This is a genomic window from Pseudomonas medicaginis (assembly GCF_965119365.1).
GTDB lineage: Bacteria > Pseudomonadota > Gammaproteobacteria > Pseudomonadales > Pseudomonadaceae > Aquipseudomonas.
The window spans coordinates 5930725-5952906 of record NZ_OZ221631.1 but is presented as its reverse complement, the minus strand read 5'-3'; the positions used below and the strand labels follow the sequence as shown (position 1 = coordinate 5952906).

Below are 22182 nucleotides of genomic sequence, written 5' to 3'. Positions count from 1 at the left end.
CCTAGACTTCGCCAGTCTTCAGTTCAGGAACAGCCCGTGACTTCCATCTTCTGGTACGACTACGAAACCACCGGCATCAACCCGCGTTGCGACCGGCCCTTGCAGGTGGCGGGTATCCGTACCGATTTCGAACTCAATGAAATCGACGAGCCGGTGAACCTGTATTGCCGCCCCAGCGATGACATCCTGCCGCATCCGGCGGCCTGTGCGATTACCGGCATCACCCCGACATGCCTGGCCGAAAAAGGCTTGAGCGAAGCCGATTTCATGACCCGTGTCCACGGCCAACTGGCCGCGCCCGGTACCTGTGGCGCCGGCTACAACACCCTGCGCTTCGACGATGAAATGACTCGCTACAGCCTTTATCGAAATTTCTTCGACCCGTACGCGCGGGAATGGCAGGGTGGCAACAGTCGCTGGGATTTGATCGACCTGGTACGTGCGGCCTATGCGCTGCGCCCGCAAGGCATTGTCTGGCCGCAGGAGGACGGACGGGTCACGCTCAAGCTCGAACGGCTGACCGCCGCCAATGGCATCGATCATGGCCAGGCCCACGATGCGTTGTCGGACGTGCGCGCAACCATCGCCCTGGCCCGCCTGATCCGTCAGCAGCAGCCCCGGCTCTACGACTGGTTGTTCCAGTTGCGCAGCAAACAGAAGGTGATGGACCAGATTCGCCTGTTGCAGCCGATGGTGCATATTTCCGGTCGCTTCTCGGCGGCGCGCCACTACCTCGGCGTGGTCCTGCCGTTGGCCTGGCACCCGAAAAACCGCAATGCCCTGATTGTCTGCGACCTGCACCTGGACCCCCAGGGCTTGTTGGACCACGACGCCGAAAGCCTGCGCCAGCGGCTGTATACCCGCCGTGAAGCATTGCTCGAAGGTGAGTTGCCGGTGCCGCTCAAGCTCATCCATATCAACAAATGCCCCGTGGTCGCACCGTTGTCGGTGCTACGCGTCGAAGACCAGCAGCGGCTGGAACTGGACATGGAAGGCTACCAACAGCGGGCATTGCGGCTAACTGACGCACAGAAAGTTTGGCAGGATAAACTTCAGGCTATTTATAGCCGCGAAGATTTCACCGCCAGCGAGGATCCCGAGCAACAGTTATACGCGGGCTTTTTGGGTGATCGCGATCGGCGTTTATGTGAACAAGTGCGCATGGCGGACCCGGCGCAACTGGCTCAAGAGCACTGGCCTTTCGATGATGAGCGTCTGCCGGAACTATTGTTCCGATATCGTGCGCGCAACTTCCCAGACACCTTGAATCCCGAAGAGCAGGGGCGTTGGAGACTTTTCTGTCAACAACGTCTGTGCGCCCCGGAATGGGGAGCGCCTAATACCTTGGAAAGTTTTGACGAGGCAATGGGAGAGTGGCTGGCCCTGTCTACGCCAATGCAGCGAGAAGTACTCGTGGAGTGGCAGGGCTATAGCCAGCAATTGCGCAAACGTCTAAGCCTTGAGCCGCAATGAATTGAAAAGATGACCGGCATAAAAAAACGCCAGCAATCACTGGCGTTTTTTGGTTCGCAAAGAAGCTTGCGTCGCGGTGAGGCTTAGTCCAGCAGGGTTGCCCAGCCTTCTACCACGTCACCGCCCCACTTGGCTTTCCACTCTTTCAGGGTCTTGTGGTTGCCACCTTTGGTTTCGATGACTTCGCCGTTGTGCGGGTTCTTGTATTGCTTAACTTTACGAGCGCGCTTGGTACCGGTAGTTTTGACGGCGCCACGGGGTGCTTTGCTCGACTTGGCTTCTGGATCCAGCAGGGCAATGATGTCGCGCAGCGACTTGGAGTATTCGCCCATCAGCGTGCGCAGTTTGCCTTCGAATTCAAGCTCGGTTTGCAGTTTGTCGTCTTGCGACAGGTTTTTCAGGCGAGCTTGCAGTTCTTTGATGGCTTCTTCTGTGGCGCGGTATTCATTGATCAAGGACATGTGGACTACCTTATGTAGGACGCGGGTGACAAGGAGACAGTGCGGCAATAGTAATCAGACAGTTTCATCAAGTAAACATTTAACCGGTGTTTTATTTAATTAATTAGTGCTTCGCCACAAAAACGCCTGTTGCAGTTAAATACCCCGACAGTGTCTTCACATCTGTTCACACATATAACCCGCCTCGGCGGGCCTCCCAGGCCATGGCTGGGTGGCGCCCGTGATTTGGCGTGTCATCGATACTGCAGTTTTGCCGCGCAATGGCTAGAATGGCCGCCTTTGCGAAGTTCTGGAGTTTCCCTAATGCGCACTTTTCGTCTGGTGATTGCTTGCCCGGACCGCGTCGGCATCGTTGCTAAAGTCAGTAACTTTCTGGCGTCCCATAACGGCTGGATCACCGAAGCGAGCCATCACTCGGACAATCAAAGCGGTTGGTTTTTCATGCGCCACGAAATTCGTGCCGACTCGTTGCCCTTCGGTATCGAAGCCTTTCGTGAAGCGTTCGCACCCATCGCCGAAGAGTTCTCGATGGATTGGCGTATCACCGACACCGAGCAGAAAAAACGCGTGGTGCTGATGGCCAGCCGCGAGTCTCATTGCCTGGCTGACCTGTTGCACCGCTGGCACAGCGATGAACTCGATTGCGACATCGCCTGTGTGATTTCCAACCATGACGACTTGCGCAGCATGGTGGAGTGGCACGGCATCCCCTACTACCACGTACCGGTCGACCCGCAGGACAAGCACCCGGCGTTCGCCGAAGTCTCGCGGCTGGTCAAGCAGCACGACGCCGAGGTGGTGGTGCTGGCCCGCTACATGCAGATCCTGCCGCCGGCCCTGTGCAGCGAATACGCCCATAAGGTCATCAACATCCACCACAGTTTCCTGCCGTCGTTCGTCGGCGCCAAGCCATACCACCAGGCCTCGATGCGCGGCGTGAAGCTGATTGGCGCCACCTGTCACTACGTGACCGAAGAGCTGGATGCCGGTCCGATCATCGAACAGGACGTGGTGCGCGTCAGCCACAGCGACAGCATCGAAGACATGGTGCGTTTCGGCCGTGACGTAGAGAAGATGGTATTGGCCCGGGGCCTGCGTTATCACCTGGAAGACCGGGTGCTGGTGCACGGCAACAAGACTGTGGTCTTCTGACGACACTGCCAAGGGCCTGGACGAGCGATCGCCAGGCCTTTTTTCATGAGGTTCGCCATGACCGATCCATTGGACAAAGCCACCTCCAAGGCACCGCCCACCCTGGGCGAGGGCTGCCTTAGCCGCTATGACCCCGACGCGTTGAGCCCCGACGACGGCACTGAGTTTCCCGATGCCGCGCAATTGTGGGAGCAACTGCATCCCCAGGACGAGCCCGAACAAAAGCCGTGACCGTTCAGGCTTGCCTGAGCCTGATCAGCTTCTTGATCAACGGCCGCCCGACCATCAGGAAGAACACCGGCCCGCCGGCCACCAGGTAAAAGTAGTAGGTCACCGCCCGCCAGATCAGGATCGCCGCCGCTGCGGTGGACTTGCCCACCATGGGGGCCAGCAGCGCCGCCGAGGTCAACTCGGCCGCCCCGGCGCCGCCCGGCAGCAGGCTGAACTGTCCTGCGCTCAAGGACAACATCTGGATCAGGAAACTCCAGGCCCACTGCAAATCCGCGCCCAGCCCCTTCAATGCCAGGTACAGCACGCTGTAGCGCAGTGCCCAATGCAGGCAGGTCAGGCCGAAGACCTGGAACAGGGTCTGTCGCGGCAATTTCAAGGTGTCGGTGAAGGCCGCGAGGAAGTTCAGGATCTTGCGGCCCCAGCGTTGGCGGGTGGCGGTTTTCACGTGCAAGTGCCGCAGCACGCGGGCCCCCAGCAGGATCAACCGGCGGTGATAGCGGGCCACCAGCACGCAGCCGAACAGCCCGCCGGACAATGAAATTGCGCTCAACGCCAGCATCCACTCCAGGCGCTGGCTGAGGTTCTGGAACAGCGCGTAGAACAGAATGCCCACCAAGGCGCAGAGGAAGAACAGCAAGTCGCTCAGTTGATCCATGGCAAACACCGCGCTGCCGTGGGCCGGGCGCACGCCGTTGCGCGCCAGCAGGGCCATCAGTGTCAGCGGGCCGCCACTGCCGCCGGGCGTCGCACACATGGCGAACTCGGTGGACATCACCACGCCCATGCTTTTCCATCCGCCGATGCGCCCACGGTATTCACCCAGCAGCAGACGCAAGCGCACGGAGTTCAAACCCCAGCACAGCACGATCATGCCGAGCATGGCCAGCAGCAACGACAGAGGAAAGCGCTGCACCCGCGACCACATTTCCCCACCCCCGACCAGCAGCGGCACCAACAGCGCCGTAAGCAGGGCGACGGCCAGCCAGATCAGCCGTTTCATGCGGCGCTGCGGGCCCGCAGCCCCTGGGTCGCCAGCCAACCGACCTTGGTCATCGGCGTGCGACCGTCGGCGAGCAAGCGTTCGAGGGTGCGCAGCCAGTAGTTGCGGGAAAACCCGTGGCGCATGTCCACCGGGTGCAGGCCCAGGCGAATCACCGGGGCCTGGCGCCAGCGCTGTTCACGCTGGTCGCTGATGACTTTCGACAGGCCACGGCGCCAGGCACTGCGGGCACTCCAGACCAGGCCCGGTGCGTCGATCGCGGTGAAGTCCGGCAGGCGATAGAGGTGTTGGGTATCGCTGGTGTAGCTCAGTGGCAATTGGCGCAAGGCCTGGCGCGTGCCTTCGCTCATCAGCCAGGCCGGGGCGACGAAACCTTCCAGCGGCCAGTGGTAACGCTCGAAGGTGGCGATGCCGGCGCGCAGGCGGGCGAGGGCGGCGGCCTCGGACAGGTTGTAGAACTCGCCCTCATGGGTATAGACCCGGCGCATGAACCAATCCTTGGGGTGGCGGGCGGCGGGGCCGTCGTCGCAATGGTAGTAGCCATGCAACACCAGCTCGTCGCCGCGCTCGACCCGGCTGTCGAGCAGGCGTCGAAAGCCGGGGTGAGCCTCCAGGGCGTTGTTGCGGTGAAAGTCAGGCACCACCAACCAGGTCATCGGCACGTGGCCGAGGGCATCAACGGCTTCGACGAAGGGCTGGTAGTCGGGCCAGGTTTGCGGTGCTACGTCGTGCAGCACCAGGAGCACGCTGGGCGAGTGATTCATCGACACGGACCTCGTCTCAACCATTGGCCAGCAACGGCATCTGCTCGCCGAGCACGGCGTAGTAATGCCCCAGCAAGCTGTCGACCACGGTGTCCCAGGCGTATTGACGCTCCACATGCCGACGCGCCAGCAGGCCACGGCGCTGGCAACCTTCGGCAAACAGTTGCCGCACGGCGTTGGCCATGGCCTGTGGATTGTTAGGCGTGCACAGCAGGCCACAGTCCTCGTTGACGATTTCGGTGAAGGCCCCGGCCGCCACGGCCACTACGGGAATACCACTGGCCATGGCTTCGAGGATCACCAGGCCGAAGGTCTCCTGGTCGCCGGCGTGCAGCAGGGCATCGGCGCTGGCCATGAGCCGGGCGACTTGTGGCGCCGGGCAGAATTCATCGACCACCGTGACGTTGTCCGGTACCAAGGCGGGCATCGACGAGCCCACCAGCAGCAGGTGGTAGCGCTCGCCCAGGCGTTTCATGCACTTGAGCAGCACCGGCAGGTTTTTCTCCTTGGAGCCGCGACCGGCGAAAATCAGCAGGCGCGTGTCTTCGGCAATGCCCAACTCGGCCCGCAGTTCCGGGTCGCGGGCGGCCGGGTTGAAGGTGTGCAGGTCGACGCCCAACGGTTGCACGTAGACGTTCTTGACCCCCAACCCGGTCAGTTTGTCGGCCATGACCTGGCTCGGCGCCAGGACTCGGTCGAAATTGCCGTACAACTTGCTGACATAAGCTTCGATGTTGGGGGTGAACCAGTTGCCCATGCGGTTGCTGACCAGCAGTGGCAGGTCGGAGTGATAGAAACCGATGACGGGCACGTCGAGCTGGCGACGGGCATCCAATGCGGCCCAGGCGGTGAGATAGGGATCGCCGACCTCGATCAGGTCCGGCTGCAGATCGCGCAGGGCATTGCGCCAGGGCGCCAGGCGAAGGGGGAAGCGATAGCCCTTGCCAAACGGTAACGCAGGGGCCGGAACCTTGTAGATCCCGTCGTGCTCGCTCAAATGCGCACCGGGAATCAACAGGCTGTGACGAATACCGGGCCGATCGCCCAGGCGCCGGTGCTTGGCATCCAGGTAAGTGCGCACGCCCCCGCTGGCAGGGGCGTAGAACATGGTTATGTCCGCGATATGCACGATGAACATCCCTCCGGTCTGTGCTCTCCTGTGTTGACCTTTATGAAGAATAGATGTTCGGTTGGGGTTGTGGGGCGGCTGCGCTGCCAGTGGAGTATGGCTGGGTTTGACAGCGCCTCATCGCGAGCCCGGGTTCGCCGCTATTATTCCTGCTGCCAGGGCCTCGATGCCCCAGGCATGCTTTTATATAAGCGTGCAAAATGGCGTCATATCGCAAACACCACGGGTGACCATATGCCTGACTCATCGCAACTCGTTATCGGCGCCGACCTGAGCGGCCAGCCCATCGCCCAGGCCATGCGCCTGGCGAACCGTCATGGCCTGGTGGCGGGCGCCACCGGGACCGGCAAGACCGTCACCTTGCAGCGCCTGGCGGAAATGTTCAGCGATGCCGGCGTGGCGGTGTTCGCGGCGGACATCAAGGGCGACCTGTGCGGCCTGGGCGCGGCCGGCAACCCCCAGGGCAAGATCGCCGAGCGCATCGCCGGCATGCCTTGGCTCAACCATAAGCCCCAGTCTTATCCGGTGACCTTGTGGGATATCCACGGCCAGTCCGGTCATCCATTGCGCACCACCCTGAGTGAAATGGGCCCGTTGTTGATCGGCAGCCTGCTGGAATTGACGGACAGCCAACAATCGGCGCTCTACGCCGCGTTCAAGGTGGCTGATCGTGAGGGCCTGTTGCTGCTGGACCTCAAGGACCTGAAGGCGCTGCTCAATCACCTCAAGGACAATCCCGAACTGCTGGGTGACGACGCGGCCCTGATGACCACCGGCTCCAGCCAGGCGCTACTGCGGCGCTTGTCCACCTTGGAGCAGCAGGGCGCGGACGCGTTGTTCGGCGAGCCGGCCTTGCAGCTCGAAGACCTCTTGCAACCGGCCAGCGATGGCCGTGGTCGCATCCACTTGCTCGACGCCAGCCGCCTGGTCCACGAAGCGCCGAAGGTCTATGCGACGTTCCTGCTGTGGTTGCTGGCCGAGCTGTTTGAGCAGTTGCCCGAGCGCGGCGATGCGGACAAACCGCTGCTGGCGTTGTTCTTCGACGAGGCGCACTTGCTTTTTGCCGGTACGCCCAAGGCGTTGCAGGAGCGCTTGGAGCAAGTGGTGCGGCTGATCCGCTCCAAGGGGGTCGGTGTGTATTTCGTGACCCAGTCGCCCGGCGACTTGCCGGACGACGTGCTGGCGCAACTGGGGTTGCGCATCCAGCACGGGTTGCGGGCCTTCACGGCCAAGGAGCAGAAATCCCTGCGGGCAGTGGCCGACGGTTTCCGGCCCAACCCGCAGTTCGATGCCCTGGCGGTGCTGACCGAATTGGGGATCGGTGAAGCCCTGGTGGGCACCTTGCAGGAAAAAGGCACGCCGGAAATGGTCCAGCGCGTGCTGGTGGCGCCGCCGCAATCGCGTATCGGGCCGCTGAGCGAAGCCGAGCGCGCCGGGTTGATCGCCAGTTCGTCGTTGCAAGGGCGCTACGACAAGCCGATTGATCGTGAGTCGGCCTATGAGGTGCTGATGGGGCGCAAGGGGCTCGAACCCCAGGCCGAAGCGGCGCCGGGCAAGCCTGCGGCGGAAGAACCGAGCTTCACCGAAAAGGCCGGGGAATTCCTCGGCTCCGCGGCCGGCCAGGCGCTTAAATCGGCGATGCGCCAGGCGGCCAATCAGTTGGGCCGGCAATTGGTGCGTGGGTTGATGGGCTCATTGCTGGGAGGCAGCAAGCGCCGCCGGTAGTCGGGATCGAGTCGCCCCTTTCGCGAGCAAGCCCGCTCCCACAGGGGATCTGCGGCGGGCACACATTCTGTGTCTGGCAAAAATCTACTGTGGGAGCGGGCTTGCTCGCGAAAGCGGTCTAGCAGGCGAAGCATAGGCTGCTGACCCGCCGCCATCGCGAGCAGGATCGCTCCCACATGGGGTTGGCGTCATACACGAAACAGGTGCCCACCGCAGACACCCTGTGGGAGCGAGCTTGCTCGCGATAGCGGTTCAACTGGCGCCGAAAATCTCAGCCCTTGGGCCGTGCATGCGCCGCCAACCGCTCCAGCGCTGCCCGCAGGTTAGGGTCGGTGATGCCGTCGGCAGTGGCCTGGATGGTCGCCGCGGCGTCGGTGGACAGGTCCAGCGTATGCCCCTTGGCGCCGACCTGGACGGTGGGCGGTTGGACCTTGAACAGGATCCGTGTCAGGTGGGCGAATTCTTCGAACGCCTGGAGTTGGCGCAGCAGGCGTTTCTGCTGGTAGCGCAGGCGCGTGGCCCAGTGGCCGTCGGTGACGATCAGCAGCAGGCTGCCTTCGCGCCAGGACGCTACGTGGCAATGTTCGCGCGCGGCCGGCTGCAACTGGCTGTCCAGCAGGCGTTGCAGGTGGCCCAGACGTCTGGCGTGGCCGAAGATGGCTTTCAGCGGCTTGGCTTCGCGCAGCAGAACGGCGGGTGCCTTGGCTGGAAGAGGGCGAAAGGCCATGAAAGAATACCGCAAGTGACAGAGGCGCCATGGTAGCAGAAAGCGCCCGATACGCCTCGAACCTCTCGGCCAGCGGTTTTTGGTTGCACAATCAATGGGTAACTTCTGCGCTGTATGGGTTGAAGTTCGCGCAAAAGCCCTTATTTTAAGCAAGCCCCGTCACAGCGCTGTGCCAGCATCGTGGAATAACGCCACTTTCCTCTCCATCGTTTCCGGGTAGAATGCTCGTTCGCATGCGGCCATGAGGGCTGCACGGGCGACTCATGGGGCCGCCCTCCATCCCTTTAGTGTGGAAGATCCTGCCGATATGTTTGCGCCTTTGTTAAAGAAACTTTTTGGAAGCAAGAACGAGCGTGAAGTCAAGCGCATGCTCAAGACGGTACAGACTGTCAATGCCTTCGAAGAGCAAATGGTGGCCCTTTCGGACGATCAGTTACGCGCCAAGACTGCCGAGTTCAAGGACCGCATCGCCAAGGGGGAGACCCTTGACCAGCTCCTGCCCGAAGCCTTTGCGGTCGCCCGTGAAGCCGGCAAGCGGATCATGGGCATGCGCCACTTCGACGTTCAGTTGATCGGCGGCATGACCTTGCACGAAGGCAAGATCGCCGAAATGCGCACCGGTGAGGGCAAGACCCTCGTGGCAACCTTGGGCGTGTACCTCAACGCACTGTCCGGCAAGGGCGTGCACGTCGTGACGGTCAACGACTACCTGGCCCGCCGCGACGCCAACTGGATGCGCCCGCTCTACGAATTCCTCGGCCTGAGCGTCGGCGTCGTCACGCCGTTCCAGCCGCCGGAAGAGAAGCGCGCCGCCTACGCCGCCGACATCACCTACGGCACCAACAACGAATTCGGGTTCGACTACCTGCGCGACAACATGGCGTTCAGCATGGAAGAAAAATTCCAGCGTGAACTCAACTTTGCCGTGATCGACGAAGTCGACTCCATCCTCATCGACGAAGCCCGTACCCCGCTGATCATTTCCGGTCAGGCCGAGGACAGCTCCAAGCTGTACATCGAGATCAACAAACTGATCCCGCAGCTCAAGTTGCACGTCGAGGAAGTCGAAGGCGAAGTGACCCAGGCCGGGCACTACACCGTGGACGAGAAGACCCGTCAGGTCGAGCTCAACGAAGCGGGTCACCAGTTCGTCGAGGAAATGCTCACCCGTATCGGTTTGCTGGCTGAAGGCGAGAGCCTCTACTCGGCCCACAACCTGGGCCTGCTGACCCACGTTTATGCTGGCCTGCGTGCGCACAAGCTGTTCCATCGCAACGTCGAATACATCGTGCAGGACGGCCAGGTCGTACTGGTGGACGAACACACCGGCCGTACCATGCCGGGTCGTCGCCTGTCCGAAGGCCTGCACCAGGCCATCGAAGCGAAGGAAGGCCTGAACATCCAGGCCGAGAGCCAGACCCTGGCCTCCACCACCTTCCAGAACTACTTCCGCCTGTACAACAAGCTGTCCGGCATGACCGGTACCGCTGACACCGAAGCGTTCGAGTTCCACCAGATCTACGGCCTGCAAGTGGTGGTGATCCCGCCGAACAAGCCACTGGCCCGTAAAGACTACAACGACCTGGTGTTCCTGACCGCCGAAGAGAAGTACGCGGCGATCATCAACGACATCAAGGAAGGCATGGCCCAGGGCCGTCCGATCCTGGTGGGTACCGCCACCATCGAGACTTCCGAGCACATGTCCAACCTGCTCAACAAGGAAGGCATCGAGCACAAGGTCCTCAACGCCAAGTTCCACGAGAAGGAAGCCGAGATCATCGCCCAGGCCGGTCGCCCGGGTGCGCTGACCATCGCCACCAACATGGCCGGCCGTGGTACCGACATTCTCTTGGGCGGCAACTGGGAAGTGGAAGTCGCCAGCCTGGAAAACCCGACCCCAGAGCAGATCGCGCAGATCAAGGCCGACTGGCAGAAACGTCACCAACAGGTGCTCGAATCCGGCGGTTTGCAGGTGATCGCTTCCGAGCGTCACGAGTCGCGTCGTATCGACAACCAGCTGCGTGGCCGTGCCGGTCGCCAGGGCGACGCCGGTTCCAGCCGTTTCTACCTGTCCCTGGAAGACAGCCTGATGCGCATCTTCGCCTCTGACCGGGTGAAGAACTTCATGAAGGCCCTGGGCATGCAGCCAGGCGAGGCGATCGAGCACCGCATGGTGACCAACGCCATCGAGAAAGCCCAGCGCAAGGTCGAAGGCCGCAACTTCGATATCCGCAAGCAATTGCTCGAGTTCGACGACGTCAACAACGAACAGCGTAAAGTGATCTATCACATGCGTAACAGTTTGTTGGCCGCCGACAACATTGGCGAAACCATCGCCGATTTCCGCCAGGACGTGCTCAACGCCACCGTCAGCGCCCACATCCCGCCGCAATCGCTGCCGGAGCAGTGGGACGTCGCCGGCCTGGAAGCCGCCCTGCAGAGCGATTTCGGCGTGGCATTGCCGATCCAGCAATGGCTCGACGAAGACGATCACTTGTATGAAGAAACCCTGCGCGAGAAGCTGCTCGCCGAACTGATCGCGGCCTACAACGAGAAGGAAGACCAGGCGGGCGCCGAGGCGCTGCGTTCCTTCGAGAAGCAGATTGTGCTGCGGGTACTGGACGATTTGTGGAAAGACCACCTGTCGACCATGGACCACCTGCGTCACGGTATCCATTTGCGTGGTTACGCCCAGAAGAACCCGAAGCAGGAGTACAAGCGCGAGTCCTACACGCTGTTCTCCGAGTTGCTCGACTCGATCAAGCGCGACTCGATCCGTGTGCTGTCCCACGTTCAGGTTCGCCGCGAAGACCCGGCCGAAGAAGAAGCCCGCCTGCGCCAGGAAGCCGAAGCCCTGGCTGCGCGCATGCAGTTCGAACACGCTGAAGCCCCGGGCCTGGAAGTGACCTCCGAAGAAGGCGTCGATGTGGATGTCGCCCTGGCGACCGCACCGGTGCGCAACGAGCAGAAACTGGGCCGTAACGAACTGTGCTATTGCGGTTCGGGCAAGAAATACAAGCATTGCCACGGGCAGATCCAATAAACCCGTTTCAACGCTGAACGACCCGCGCCGCGACAGGCCATCCCCTGTCGCGGCGTTTTGCCATTTGATTCGCCGTCTCGGTGAGGACGGCGTCGATATACATCTCATTTAGGAGCGCATTCATGGCTGTTGGTCTTGGTCCGTTGCCAACGTTGCACCCGGTTGCCGGTTTTGAACTTGGTATTGCTTCGGCGGGCATCAAGCGCCCCGGGCGCAAGGACGTCGTGGTCATGCGTTGCGCCGAGGGCTCGACGGTGGCTGGCGTGTTTACCCTCAACGCCTTTTGCGCCGCGCCGGTCATCCTGGCCAAGCAGCGCGTGCAAGGGCCGGTGCGTTACCTGCTGACCAACACCGGTAACGCCAACGCCGGCACTGGCGCGCCAGGCCTGGCCGCCGCTGAGCGCACCTGCGCCAAGCTCGCGGAATTGACCGGCGTCGACGCCAGCCAGGTGCTGCCCTATTCCACCGGCGTGATCGGCGAACCGCTGCCGGTCGAGAAGATCGAAGGCGCGCTGCAAGCTGCCCTCGATGACCTGTCGGAAAACAACTGGGCCGCGGCCGCCACCGGCATCATGACCACTGACACGCTGCCCAAGGGCGCGAGCCGCCAGTTCGAGCATGACGGCGTGACCATCACCGTCACCGGCATCAGCAAAGGTGCCGGCATGATCCGCCCGAACATGGCGACCATGCTCGGTTACATCGCCACCGACGCCAAGGTTTCGCGCCAGGTGCTGCAAGACCTGATGCTCGACGGCGCCAACAAGTCGTTCAACCGCATCACCATCGACGGCGACACCTCCACCAATGACTGCTGCATGCTGATCGCCACCGGCAAGGCCAGCCTGCCTGAAATCACCGAAGCCAGCGGCCCGCTGTTCGCGGCTCTGAAGCAGGCGGTGTTTGAAGTGTGCATGGAAGTGGCCCAGGCCATCGTGCGTGACGGCGAAGGCGCGACCAAGTTCGTGACCGTGCAGGTCAACGGCGGTGGCAATCACCAGGAATGCCTGGATGTCGGCTATACCGTGGCCCACTCTCCGTTGATCAAGACCGCGCTGTTCGCCTCCGACCCGAACTGGGGCCGCATTCTCGCCGCTGTTGGCCGTGCCGGCGTGCCTGAACTGGATGTGAGCAAGATCGACGTGTTCCTCGGTGACGTCTGCATCGCCAGCCAAGGGGCTCGTGCGGCGACCTACACCGAAGCCCAGGGCGCGGCGGTGATGCAGCAGGAAGAAATCACCATCCGCATCGAGCTGGGACGTGGGGATTGCAGCGAAACCATCTGGACCACCGACCTGTCCCACGAGTATGTGAAGATCAACGCCGAGTACCGGACGTAAGGCGTCGGGAGCGAGTCGCGCTTTCGCGAGCGGGCTCGCTCCCACAGTGGATTTGTGCTGGAACAGGCTTCGGGCCACCCGGCAAATCCTCCTGTGGGAGAGAGCTTGCTCGCGAAGGCGCCACGACAGATCTGCAATATTTCCAGATAGCCACAAGGAAGGATTCCAGACATGAGCCTGCACCTGATCATCGGCGACAAGGATCTGTCTTCCTGGTCCCTGCGCGGCGCACTGGCCCTGGCATTGACCGGTGAGACATACACCGAAGAGCTGGTCAGGCTCGACCAGCCTGATACCCGCGTGAAACTGCTCAAGTATTCGGCCACGGCCACGGTCCCGTTGCTCAAGACCGAGTTCGGCGTGATTGCCGATTCCCTGGCGATTGCCGAATACCTGGCCGAACGGTTTCCCCAGGCCTGTCTCTGGCCCAAGGATGTGGCCGCCCGGGCCCAGGCTCGCTCGGCCTGTGCGCAAATGCACAGCGGCTTTTTTGCCATCCGCAGCCACATGCCCTTTGACCTGCTGCGCGATGCACCGCTGTCGCCCATGCCGGCTGACGTCCAGGCGGACATCGAGCGGATGCTGGGGTTGTGGGCTGAATGCCGTGCCGCGACGACCGAAACCGGTCCCTACCTGTTTGGCCGCGTGAGCCTGGCCGATGCTTTTTTTGCCCCTGTGGCTGTACGCTTGCGCACTTATCAGGTGGCACTTTCCGAGGTCGATGCGGCCTACGTCGAAACCCTTTATCAATGGCCAGCATTCAAGGCGTGGCAACAAGCTGGCCTGGAGGACACTGCGCGGTGAAACGAATCCATGTGGTGGCAGCGGTCATCCGCGATGCCGCCGGTAAAATCCTGATCGCCCGACGGGCCGACACCCAGCACCAGGGTGGCCTGTGGGAATTTCCTGGCGGCAAGGTCGAGGCCGATGAGTCCGTCGAAACCGCCCTGGCCCGTGAGCTACACGAAGAGCTGGGCATTGTCGTCGACGCCGCCCGGCCGTTGATCAAGGTGCGTCACGATTACCCGGACAAACAAGTGTTGCTGGATGTCTGGGAAGTTTCGGCCTTCACCGGCGAGCCTCACGGCGCCGAAGGGCAGCCGTTGGCCTGGGTGACGGCCCGCGACCTGACGAACCATGAGTTCCCGGCGGCCAATCAGCCAATCGTTGCGGCGGCCCGTTTGCCGGGTGAATACCTGATCACCCCTGAAGGGCTTGAGACGCCGGCGCTGCTGCGCGGCATGCAGAAGGCGATTGCCGGCGGGATCAAGTTGCTCCAGCTACGTGCCCCCAACGGCTACGACCCGCAATACCGCGACCTGGCGGTGGATGCGGTGGGGTTGTGTGCCGGCAAGGCCCAATTGATGCTCAAGGGACCGTTCGAATGGCTGGGCGATTTCCCTTCTGCTGGCTGGCACATTACCGCCGCGCAACTGCGCAAGCATGCGGCGGCCGGTCGACCGTTCGGCAAGGACCGTTGGCTGGCGGCTTCCTGCCATAACGCCGAGGAGCTGTCCCTGGCGCAGCAGATGGACGTGGACTTCGTGACGCTCTCGCCGGTGCAACCGACCCAGACCCATCCCGATGCACAGCCGTTGGGGTGGGCAGAGGCGGCGCGGTTGATCGAGGGCTTCAACCGGCCGGTCTATCTGTTGGGTGGGGTAGGGCCTGGCGAGCGGCAACAGGCCTGGGAAGCCGGCGCCCAGGGTGTGGCGGGGATTCGGGCGTTCTGGCCTGGGGCTTGATTTTGTGGTGTAACCACTGACGCCATCGCGAGCAAGCTCGCTCCCACAGGGTTCTGTGAGCGCCAAAGCTCCAGTGTGGGAGCGAGCTTGCTCGCGATGGCGGCCTCAAGAACGATTCAGCCCTCAGGCTTGGCCGCCGCCTCCCATAGAACTTCCGCCACCCCTTGCCGTCGGGCAATGACCCGCGCGGCCACGAACAGTAGATCCGACAACCGATTGATATAGGCCAGCCCTGGCCCGGCCAGTGGCTCCACTGCGTTCAGTTGCTGGCAACGACGCTCGGCGCTGCGGGCCAGGCTGCGGCAGACGTGAGCCTGGGCGATCAGCGTAGAGCCACCGGGCAGGATAAAGTTTTCCAGTGGCCCCAGTTCCTCGTTCCACACATCGATCGCCGCTTCCAGTCGCTCGATTTCCGTCACGTTCAGGGCCTGATAGGCCGGCATCGCCAGTTCACCGCCCAGGTCGAACAGGCGATGCTGACAAGGCCCCAGGACTTCGCTGACTTCCTCCAGTGCCGGGTATCGAGGCGTTTCGGCGGCGAGCCCGGCCAGCAACAAACCCAGTTGGCTGTTCAGCGTGTCCACTTCGCCGATGGCCTCCACCCGTGGGTGGTCCTTTGCCACGCGGCGACCATCGCCCAACCCGGTTTCACCTGTGTCGCCGGTGCGGGTGTATATCTTCGACAGGCGAAAACCCATGTTCAGCGCTCCAGTTGTTTGTTTTCCTGCGGCACCATCGAGGCGACCGCCAGGGGCAGGCGCAGCGTGAAGCAGGTGCCTTGGCCCGGCGCCGAGTGCACTTCCATCTGCCCCTTATGGTTGTTGGTGATGATGAAATACGAGACCGACAGCCCAAGGCCGGTGCCCTGGCCGATTTCCTTGGTGGTGAAGAAGGGTTCGAACGTGCGCTTGCGCACGTTCTCGCTCATGCCGATGCCGTTGTCCTCGACCTGGATTTCCGCCCACGGCGGATTCAATCGCGTGCGCAGGATAATGCGCCCGGGCTCACTGTCGTCCTGGCGTTGGTGAATCGCCTGGGCGGCGTTTTTCAACAGGTTGAGCAGCACCTGTTCCAGTTCGTTGGCCGTGCCGGGCACCGGCCCCAGGTTCGGGTCGAACTGACGGATGATCGCTTGGCCCTTGAAGTCGAAGCCGATCGCCAGGTCGAAGTCGTTACCGGCAATTTCCACCGCCTGGTCGATCAGTGCCGGCAGGTCGCAAGGCGCCATCTGCCGGGTGCTGCGCCGGCTGAAGCTGAGCATGTGGGTGACGATTTTCGCTGCCCGGGCGCCGGCCTGCTGGATACCGTCGAGCAACTGCGGGATTTCCCGGCTGTCCAGGTAGCGGTTGACCACCGGTAATTCGATGCCCAATTGCTCGGCCTGTTCGAGGTTCTTGGGCAATTCCGGCGACAGGCGCCGGCGGATGTTCTGCACGTTGTGCAGGATCGCCCCAAGCGGGTTGTTGATCTCGTGGGCCATGCCCGCCGCCAAGCCGCCGACCGAGAGCATTTTTTCCGATTGCACCATCATTTCCTCCAGCGACAGGCGCTGGGTGATGTCATCGATGCGGATGACCACGCCCCGTCCGGCCCCGCCCATCAGCGGATAGAACGTCAGGGCGTAGTGCCGGGCTTCGTCGTCCTTGGTCCAGGTGACGCGTTCGATCTTGGCTACCGTATGCTGCTCGACGGTCTGCTTGAGCTGGGGCAGGTACGGCTTGAGCGGTTCGAAGGCGAGGAAGATCGGCTGGTTCAGGGCCTCGTCCAGTCGTGTGCCCGAGAGGGCGCTGGCTTCCTGGTTCCATTGGGTGACGTAGAGTTGTTCGTCGAGGGCGATCAGGGCCGACGGCATGGAATCGATGATGCTGTTGAGGTAGTTCTGGAAACCGGTGAGTTTTTTCTCGATCTTGCTGCGCACCTGGACTTCCAGCTCCAGCTTGCGATTGGTATGGCGGGTTTCCTCTGCCAGGCCCTGGGCCTGGTCGTAGGCGGCCTGGGAGTCGTCCCGCGCGCGCTTGAGTTGCTGTTCCCGGGCTTCGATTCGCGACAGCATGGTATTGAACGCCTCGGCCAGGCTGCCGATCTCGTCGTGGTTGCCCCGCGCGGCGCGCAGGGCGTAGTTCTCCTCGCGGGTGACCTGGCGTGACAGTTCTTCGAGCTGATGAATCGGCTGGGTGATCAGGCGTTTGATCTGCTGGGCAATGATCAGCCACAGCAACACGCTGAAAATCAGGATGCCGAGGCTGGCGGTCAAGGTGCCGGTGTAGAACGCGGTCGGCAATTCGCTGCTGGCCACCAGCAACAGATGGCCAGGCACAGTGCCGGGACGGGGCAGGGTAATGACCTGGTTGCTGCGAAATTCACCGGCCTGCCAGGCTTGTATGTTGCGGTAGTGGTCCGGCAGCTTGAGCTTTTCGCCCTGTTGCAACTGTGCCAGGCGTTCGCCTTGACCGTCGTACAACGCCGCGGCCCGTAGCGGTGCGTAGCTGTTGAGTTCGTCGAGCAGGCGCTGGGCATTTTGTGGCGATTGCAACGCGTCGGAGATCAGGCTCGGGTTGGCGACCAGCCGGCCAATGGTCTGCAGGGCCTGGGGCGCCATGCTTTCCTGGGAAATGTAGTAGGCGGCGCTGATAAAGGTCAGGTTGGCCACCAGCAGGACAGTGGTCAACAACACCAACAGGGCGGCCAGCAGTTTCTGGCCGACCGGGAGGTTTTCAAGGCGCTGGCGCAATGGCATCAGACTCGTCGCTAAGAAGGAACACGAGGGCCAGCGTAGCCGCTGCTCAGTCGCTGGGCAATCCGAGGTTGTCCAAGTGGGCAATCAGTCGCTGGCGCAGTTGCTCCAGGTGCGGCACGGTCAGCTCGTGGCGTCGGGCGGCCTTGCAGGCATAACCGAGCAAGTAGCTGATTTCGGTGCGACGCCGATTGGCCACATCCTGGTACATCGAGGAGTAATTGGCGGCCGTGGCCTGGATCACCCGTTCCACTTCCGGCTGCAGATCCTCGGCGGCTGCGGGCTGGCCGCAGCGTTCGAGTACATCCGTAAGCTCCGCACACAGGGTCGCCACTTCACAGCTGTGCGCCTGCAGGCCGCCGTTCTTGCAGTGATGCAGCACGGTCAGCGGGTTGATTGCGCAATTGAGCGCCAGTTTGCGCCAGAGGCGGGTGAGGATGTCCGCGTTCCATTCGTGAGGAATACCGGCGGCGGCCAGGTCATCCAGCCAGAACGGCGCGACCGGGTGAGCCGGGTCGCCCAACCAGGTGTAGCCGTGGCCGGCAAACACCACGCGCCAGTCGCCGTCGCGGAATGCGCCTTCGGTGCTGGACGCGCTGATACAGCGGGCCTGTGGCACGCAATTGGCCACGGCGTCCTGGCTGCCGAGGCCGTTCTGCAACAGGATCAGTTCCGATTCGGCGTCCAGGCGATGGGCCACCGAGGCGACGGCCGCTTCCGCGTCGTAGGCTTTGCAGGCCAACAGCAGGCGCCTGATGGGCTCCGGGCTGTCCGCCGTTTCGCCAGGTATCGGGTAGCTCTGCGCCTGGCCCTGTTCCACCAGGGTCAGCCCACCGGCGCGGCGGTAGGCCTGCAAGCGCGCGTCGTTGCGCAACACCAGCCGCACCGGTAACCCGGCCCGGGCCAGGCGCGTGGCCCACAACGTGCCGAGACTGCCGGCCCCCAGGACATGCCAGGTGGTCGACATCAGTTTTTTGCTCGGATTGGCGCAGGCATCGGAGGGCTCGCAGTGTCGGCGGGAAAAGAGCCGTTATAATGACCCCGATTTTAACCACAAGCCAAGCGCGCGCCGTTGATACTGGCGCGCCTTTTTATTTGGAGAACACTACATGCCGTCATTCGACGTGGTATCCGAACTGGACAAGCACGAAGTCACCAACGCGGTTGAAAACGCCGTCAAGGAACTCGACCGTCGTTATGACCTCAAGGGCAAGGGCAGTTTCGAGTTCAAGGAAAAAGACCTGACCGTGAACCTGACCGCCGAGGCCGACTTCCAGCTCGAGGCGATGATCGAGATCCTCAAGCTGGCGCTGGTCAAGCGCAAGATCGACGTGCAGTGCCTTGAGGTCAAGGACGCTTACGCCTCGGGCAAGCTGATGAAGCAGGAAGCCGTGCTCAAGGAAGGCATCGACAAGGAACTGGCGAAGAAGATCGTCGCGCATATCAAGGACGCCAAGCTCAAGGTACAAGCCGCCATCCAGGGCGAGCAGGTGCGGGTCACCGGCAAGAAGCGTGACGACTTGCAGGAAGCCATTGCGGCATTGCGCGGCAAGGAATTCGGCATGCCTCTGCAATTCAATAATTTCCGCGACTGATCCTTTCGTTGTATGGAGACCCTGTGGCAAGGAGGCTTGCTCCCGCTTGGGTGCGAAGCGCCCACCTAAAAAGGGGCTGCTTCGCAGCCCAGCGGGGATAAATCCCCTCGCCACAATGTGTTTCGATTGGTCGTTCGTGGTAACAGGAACAAAGGAGAATTAGATGGACTTGAACACTGAAGTGGACAACCTGGTCAAGGCTTCCCAGACCTGGATCCCCATGATCATGGAATACGGCAGCCGCGTGCTGCTGGCCGTCATCACCCTGGCCATCGGCTGGTGGTTGATCAACAAAGTGACGCAGAAACTGGGCGCGCTGCTGGCCTTGCGTAACGCCGATCTGGCCCTGCAAGGGTTTATCAGCACCCTGGCCAACATCATCCTGAAGATATTGCTGATCGTCAGCGTTGCTTCGATGATCGGTGTGGAAACCACGTCGTTCGTCGCCGCCATCGGTGCGGCCGGCCTGGCGATTGGCCTCGCCTTGCAGGGCAGCCTGGCGAACTTCGCCGGGGGCGTGCTGATCCTGCTGTTCCGCCCGTTCCGCATCGGTGACTGGATCGAAGCCCAGGGCGTGGCCGGTACGGTCGACAGCATCCAGATCTTCCACACCGTGATTCGCACCGGTGACAACAAGACCGTCATCGTGCCTAACGGCAATCTCTCCAACGGCATCATCACCAACACCAATCGTCAGCCGACCCGCAAGGTGGTGTTCGATGTGGGCGTGGATTACCAGGCTGACCTGCAAAAGGCCCGGGAAGTGTTGCTGGAGCTGGCCAAGGATGAGCGTGTGCTGGCTGATCCGGCCCCGCAAGCGGTGATTTCTACCTTGGGTGACAGCTCTATCACTGTGTCACTGCGGATATGGGTCAAGACGGCCGATTATTGGGATGTCATGTTTATGCTCAATGAACAGGCGCGGGATCGTTTGAAAGAGGTCGGTATTGATATTCCATTTCCACAGCGCGTGATTCGGGTCGTTCAGGAAGGGGCAGTGCAATAGCGATTCGACGATAACTTGGCGTTAGGGTCAGGTTATGTTTAGTTAGCTTGCTATTTAACAAGTTGTTTTAAAGCTGACTGTGCAATGGACATAAAAAAACCGCTCACCTGATTGGGGTGAGCGGTTTTTGTTTGTTGCGGGTGACGCTATCGAACTAGCACTGAATTACAAGATGCTCAGTGGGTATTCGACGATGAAGCGGAAGTCGTTGTTATCGCTGCCAACACCGGTGCTGCCACGATAGAACGCGCTACGAACGCGGAAAGACAGGTCTTTTGCTGGACCGCTCTGCATTACGTACTTGGTCTCGATGTCAAGTTCGTGCTCTTTGTTGTCGCTATCGTCGCCAACGGTAACGTTGTCACCTGTGATGTAGCGAGTCATGAAGCTCAGACCAGGAACGCCGTAGGTCTTCATGTTCAGGTCGTAGCGAGCCTGCCAGGAGCGCTCGTCTTGACCGTTGAAGTCGGAGTATTGGACGGAGTTGGCGAGGAAGATAGTGCCGTTGCCGTCAGCACCATACACATAACCGCTATCGCCGGTGGAGCGCTGGTGAGCCACGGTGAACTTGTGGGCACCGATGGCGTAGGCAGCTGCGAGGGACCAAATGCGGTTGTCAACTTCGCCGCTGAGTTTCTGACCCTGATCCTGGCTGTCATAACCGTTGAAGTCGAAGTTCAGGGACTGATCTTCGTTGATCGGCAGGGTGTAGTTCAGGTTGATGTATTTCTTTTTATAGTGGTCTTCCACGTCGGAAGCCGCTACGCCGGCAACGAAATTGTCGGTGAACTGGTAGGTTGCACCGGCAATGTCAGCCGATGTCAGGCCGAGGCTGTCACGACCCATGCCAGTCTGCGAACTCAGGGAGGTGAAGCGACCTGCGCTCAGCTCCAGGCCCTTGATTTCCTTGCTGGTGATCAAGGTACCGGTGGCAACTTCCGGCAGCAGACGGCTGTCGTCTGTAGAGAAAACCGGGCTGGCAACGAGCTGATTACCGTACTTCAGGACGGTGTCGGACAGACGGAATTTAACCGCGCCGCCAGCTCTCGATTGGGTGTCTTCCAGATTGTCGTCGCTGTCTTGGGCGAACAAACCGTTCCCTGCACGACCGGTGCCGCCGTCAAAGCGAGCGGAGCCGAATGCGAAGGCGTCAACGCCCACGCCGACGGTGCCTTGGGTGAAGCCCGACTCGTACATGGCACGGACGCCAAGACCAGCCTCTTCACGATAACTTTGTGAAGTGCTTGGGTTGTTCTTGAAATCACGGTTCATGTACAGCATACGGCTCAGTACATTCAGGCTCTGATCTTCAAAAAAGCCCTTGGATTCCTCTTGGGAGGACGCCACTGCGAACTGCGAAACGCTGGCCGATACAGCCAGTGCGATCATGCTCCACTTCATCACGCGCATCGTGATTTGCTCCTTTGGTTTTTAGAAGAGTACTGCCGTCCCACCTGTTTTTTTATCTGGGCGGCTCTTTCTTTTTGTGTCGGCGCAAACTTATATCACGTCGACATTCTTTGGCGATACTTGCCCATTCAACCTTTCAGCTTCTTTACGACCATGTCGCCAATGGCTCGATCCATGTCGCATTTCAGCTGTTCCGACGCAACCGTATTCACAACTTCACGTTGTTTTTTCTTTTCCGGCATCGGTGTAAAGAGTCCGTCATTACCGCGCTTGAAGCTCCTGTGGGCAGCCTTGCCACTTTAATTTGTATGTCGGCAGGTGCTCGCTTCCGGCGAGGCCCTTTGGACAGTGCGGGTATGAATGCAACAAGCATGCTCAAACCCGAATTTCGTTTACATTTTTTTCACATTTCAGCGATTGACGCGGTGAAACCTCATGAAACCGGGCTCCAAAGGCCTTGTTTTAAATAGGGTTGACGCGTGTGTGGCTCTCGTGTTTGACAGTGAAAAATGTGGCAAGACAACCAAAAACGTTACCGGTTCACCCTCCCAGTGAGTAAATCGCGGATGCTTTGTGCACTGAGCGTAGACCTAATGTGCCGTTTTGGTGCAAAAAATTTTCAAGCTGTACGAAAATCTTACAGCCTC

At 61.2% G+C, this 22182-nt stretch carries 19 protein-coding genes; 10 read left to right on the top strand and 9 right to left on the bottom strand.

Annotated elements, in window-relative coordinates:
* Positions 1–36 precede the first annotated feature (36 nt).
* Complete coding sequence (gene sbcB / locus ACMTA2_RS26185) at positions 37–1473, top strand: exodeoxyribonuclease I (RefSeq protein ID WP_413792395.1); 1437 nt, start codon at positions 37–39, stop codon at positions 1471–1473.
* 83 nt (positions 1474–1556) lie between these two features.
* Here sbcB and mvaT read toward each other — a convergent pair whose 3' ends face one another.
* On the bottom strand, positions 1557–1934 hold the full coding sequence (mvaT, locus tag ACMTA2_RS26180; RefSeq protein WP_413792394.1) for a histone-like nucleoid-structuring protein MvaT: 378 nt from the start codon (positions 1932–1934) through the stop codon (positions 1557–1559).
* A gap of 303 nt (positions 1935–2237) precedes the next feature.
* On the opposite strand from mvaT, the gene purU reads away from it, so the two are divergent.
* The gene (gene purU / locus ACMTA2_RS26175; RefSeq protein ID WP_413792393.1) at positions 2238–3086 is read left to right on the top strand and encodes a formyltetrahydrofolate deformylase; all 849 of its coding nucleotides are present in this window, start codon (positions 2238–2240) and stop codon (positions 3084–3086) included.
* Positions 3087–3143: 57 nt separating this feature from the next.
* Positions 3144–3317: a hypothetical protein gene (locus ACMTA2_RS26170; protein ID WP_413792392.1), complete on the top strand. Its 174-nt coding sequence runs from the start codon at positions 3144–3146 to the stop codon at positions 3315–3317.
* 4 nt (positions 3318–3321) lie between these two features.
* Here ACMTA2_RS26170 and gpgF read toward each other — a convergent pair whose 3' ends face one another.
* From gpgF to gpgS, 3 genes are read right to left on the bottom strand one after another with little or no spacing between them, the layout of a single operon-like run.
* Positions 3322–4317 (bottom strand): glucosaminyl phosphatidylglycerol flippase, encoded by a 996-nt coding sequence (gene gpgF / locus ACMTA2_RS26165; protein ID WP_413792391.1) that lies wholly within the window; start codon positions 4315–4317, stop codon positions 3322–3324.
* The gene (gpgD, locus tag ACMTA2_RS26160; RefSeq protein ID WP_413792390.1) at positions 4314–5081 is read right to left on the bottom strand and encodes an N-acetylglucosaminyl phosphatidylglycerol deacetylase; all 768 of its coding nucleotides are present in this window, start codon (positions 5079–5081) and stop codon (positions 4314–4316) included. The genes gpgF and gpgD overlap by 4 nt, the downstream gene beginning before the upstream one ends.
* A 16-nt stretch (positions 5082–5097) precedes the next feature.
* A complete protein-coding gene (gene gpgS, locus ACMTA2_RS26155; protein WP_413792389.1) occupies positions 5098–6219 on the bottom strand; it encodes an N-acetylglucosaminyl phosphatidylglycerol synthase in 1122 nt (373 codons plus the stop codon).
* A gap of 225 nt (positions 6220–6444) precedes the next feature.
* Here gpgS and ACMTA2_RS26150 point away from each other — a divergent pair, with 225 nt between their 5' ends.
* Entirely contained in the window at positions 6445–7935 is a 1491-nt protein-coding gene (locus tag ACMTA2_RS26150; RefSeq protein WP_413792388.1) for a helicase HerA-like domain-containing protein, read from the top strand.
* Positions 7936–8206: 271 nt separating this feature from the next.
* On the opposite strand, the gene ACMTA2_RS26145 is transcribed toward ACMTA2_RS26150, so the two are convergent.
* The gene (locus ACMTA2_RS26145; protein ID WP_413792387.1) at positions 8207–8662 is read right to left on the bottom strand and encodes a DUF721 domain-containing protein; all 456 of its coding nucleotides are present in this window, start codon (positions 8660–8662) and stop codon (positions 8207–8209) included.
* 307 nt (positions 8663–8969) lie between these two features.
* Between ACMTA2_RS26145 and secA the strand changes: the two genes are divergently transcribed.
* The 4 genes from secA (at position 8970) to ACMTA2_RS26125 (ending at position 14790) form a co-directional block, all read left to right on the top strand.
* Positions 8970–11705 (top strand): preprotein translocase subunit SecA, encoded by a 2736-nt coding sequence (gene secA, locus ACMTA2_RS26140; protein WP_413792386.1) that lies wholly within the window; start codon positions 8970–8972, stop codon positions 11703–11705.
* Positions 11706–11827: 122 nt separating this feature from the next.
* A complete protein-coding gene (gene argJ, locus ACMTA2_RS26135; RefSeq protein WP_413792385.1) occupies positions 11828–13045 on the top strand; it encodes a bifunctional glutamate N-acetyltransferase/amino-acid acetyltransferase ArgJ in 1218 nt (405 codons plus the stop codon).
* A 171-nt stretch (positions 13046–13216) separates the two neighbouring features.
* The gene (locus tag ACMTA2_RS26130) at positions 13217–13849 is read left to right on the top strand and encodes a glutathione S-transferase (RefSeq protein WP_413792384.1); all 633 of its coding nucleotides are present in this window, start codon (positions 13217–13219) and stop codon (positions 13847–13849) included.
* On the top strand, positions 13846–14790 hold the full coding sequence (locus tag ACMTA2_RS26125) for a Nudix family hydrolase (RefSeq protein ID WP_413792383.1): 945 nt from the start codon (positions 13846–13848) through the stop codon (positions 14788–14790). The genes ACMTA2_RS26130 and ACMTA2_RS26125 overlap by 4 nt, the downstream gene beginning before the upstream one ends.
* 116 nt (positions 14791–14906) lie before the next feature.
* Here ACMTA2_RS26125 and ACMTA2_RS26120 read toward each other — a convergent pair whose 3' ends face one another.
* The 3 genes from ACMTA2_RS26120 to ACMTA2_RS26110 are packed head-to-tail and all read right to left on the bottom strand — an operon-like array spanning position 14907 to position 18491.
* Positions 14907–15488, bottom strand: a complete 582-nt coding sequence (locus ACMTA2_RS26120; RefSeq protein ID WP_413792382.1) for a cob(I)yrinic acid a,c-diamide adenosyltransferase — start codon at positions 15486–15488, stop codon at positions 14907–14909.
* Between the two features lie 2 nt (positions 15489–15490).
* A complete protein-coding gene (locus tag ACMTA2_RS26115) occupies positions 15491–17527 on the bottom strand; it encodes a sensor histidine kinase (protein ID WP_413792381.1) in 2037 nt (678 codons plus the stop codon).
* Positions 17528–17573: 46 nt separating this feature from the next.
* Complete coding sequence (locus tag ACMTA2_RS26110) at positions 17574–18491, bottom strand: putative 2-dehydropantoate 2-reductase (RefSeq protein ID WP_413792380.1); 918 nt, start codon at positions 18489–18491, stop codon at positions 17574–17576.
* 142 nt (positions 18492–18633) lie between these two features.
* Between ACMTA2_RS26110 and ACMTA2_RS26105 the strand changes: the two genes are divergently transcribed.
* Both ACMTA2_RS26105 and ACMTA2_RS26100 read left to right on the top strand, forming a co-directional pair.
* The gene (locus ACMTA2_RS26105) at positions 18634–19119 is read left to right on the top strand and encodes a YajQ family cyclic di-GMP-binding protein (RefSeq protein WP_003205057.1); all 486 of its coding nucleotides are present in this window, start codon (positions 18634–18636) and stop codon (positions 19117–19119) included.
* Positions 19120–19282: 163 nt separating this feature from the next.
* A complete protein-coding gene (locus ACMTA2_RS26100) occupies positions 19283–20125 on the top strand; it encodes a mechanosensitive ion channel family protein (protein ID WP_413792379.1) in 843 nt (280 codons plus the stop codon).
* A gap of 165 nt (positions 20126–20290) precedes the next feature.
* Here ACMTA2_RS26100 and ACMTA2_RS26095 read toward each other — a convergent pair whose 3' ends face one another.
* Positions 20291–21535, bottom strand: coding sequence for an OprD family porin (locus tag ACMTA2_RS26095; protein ID WP_413792378.1), 1245 nt, complete (start codon positions 21533–21535; stop codon positions 20291–20293).
* Positions 21536–22182: the final 647 nt, after the last annotated feature.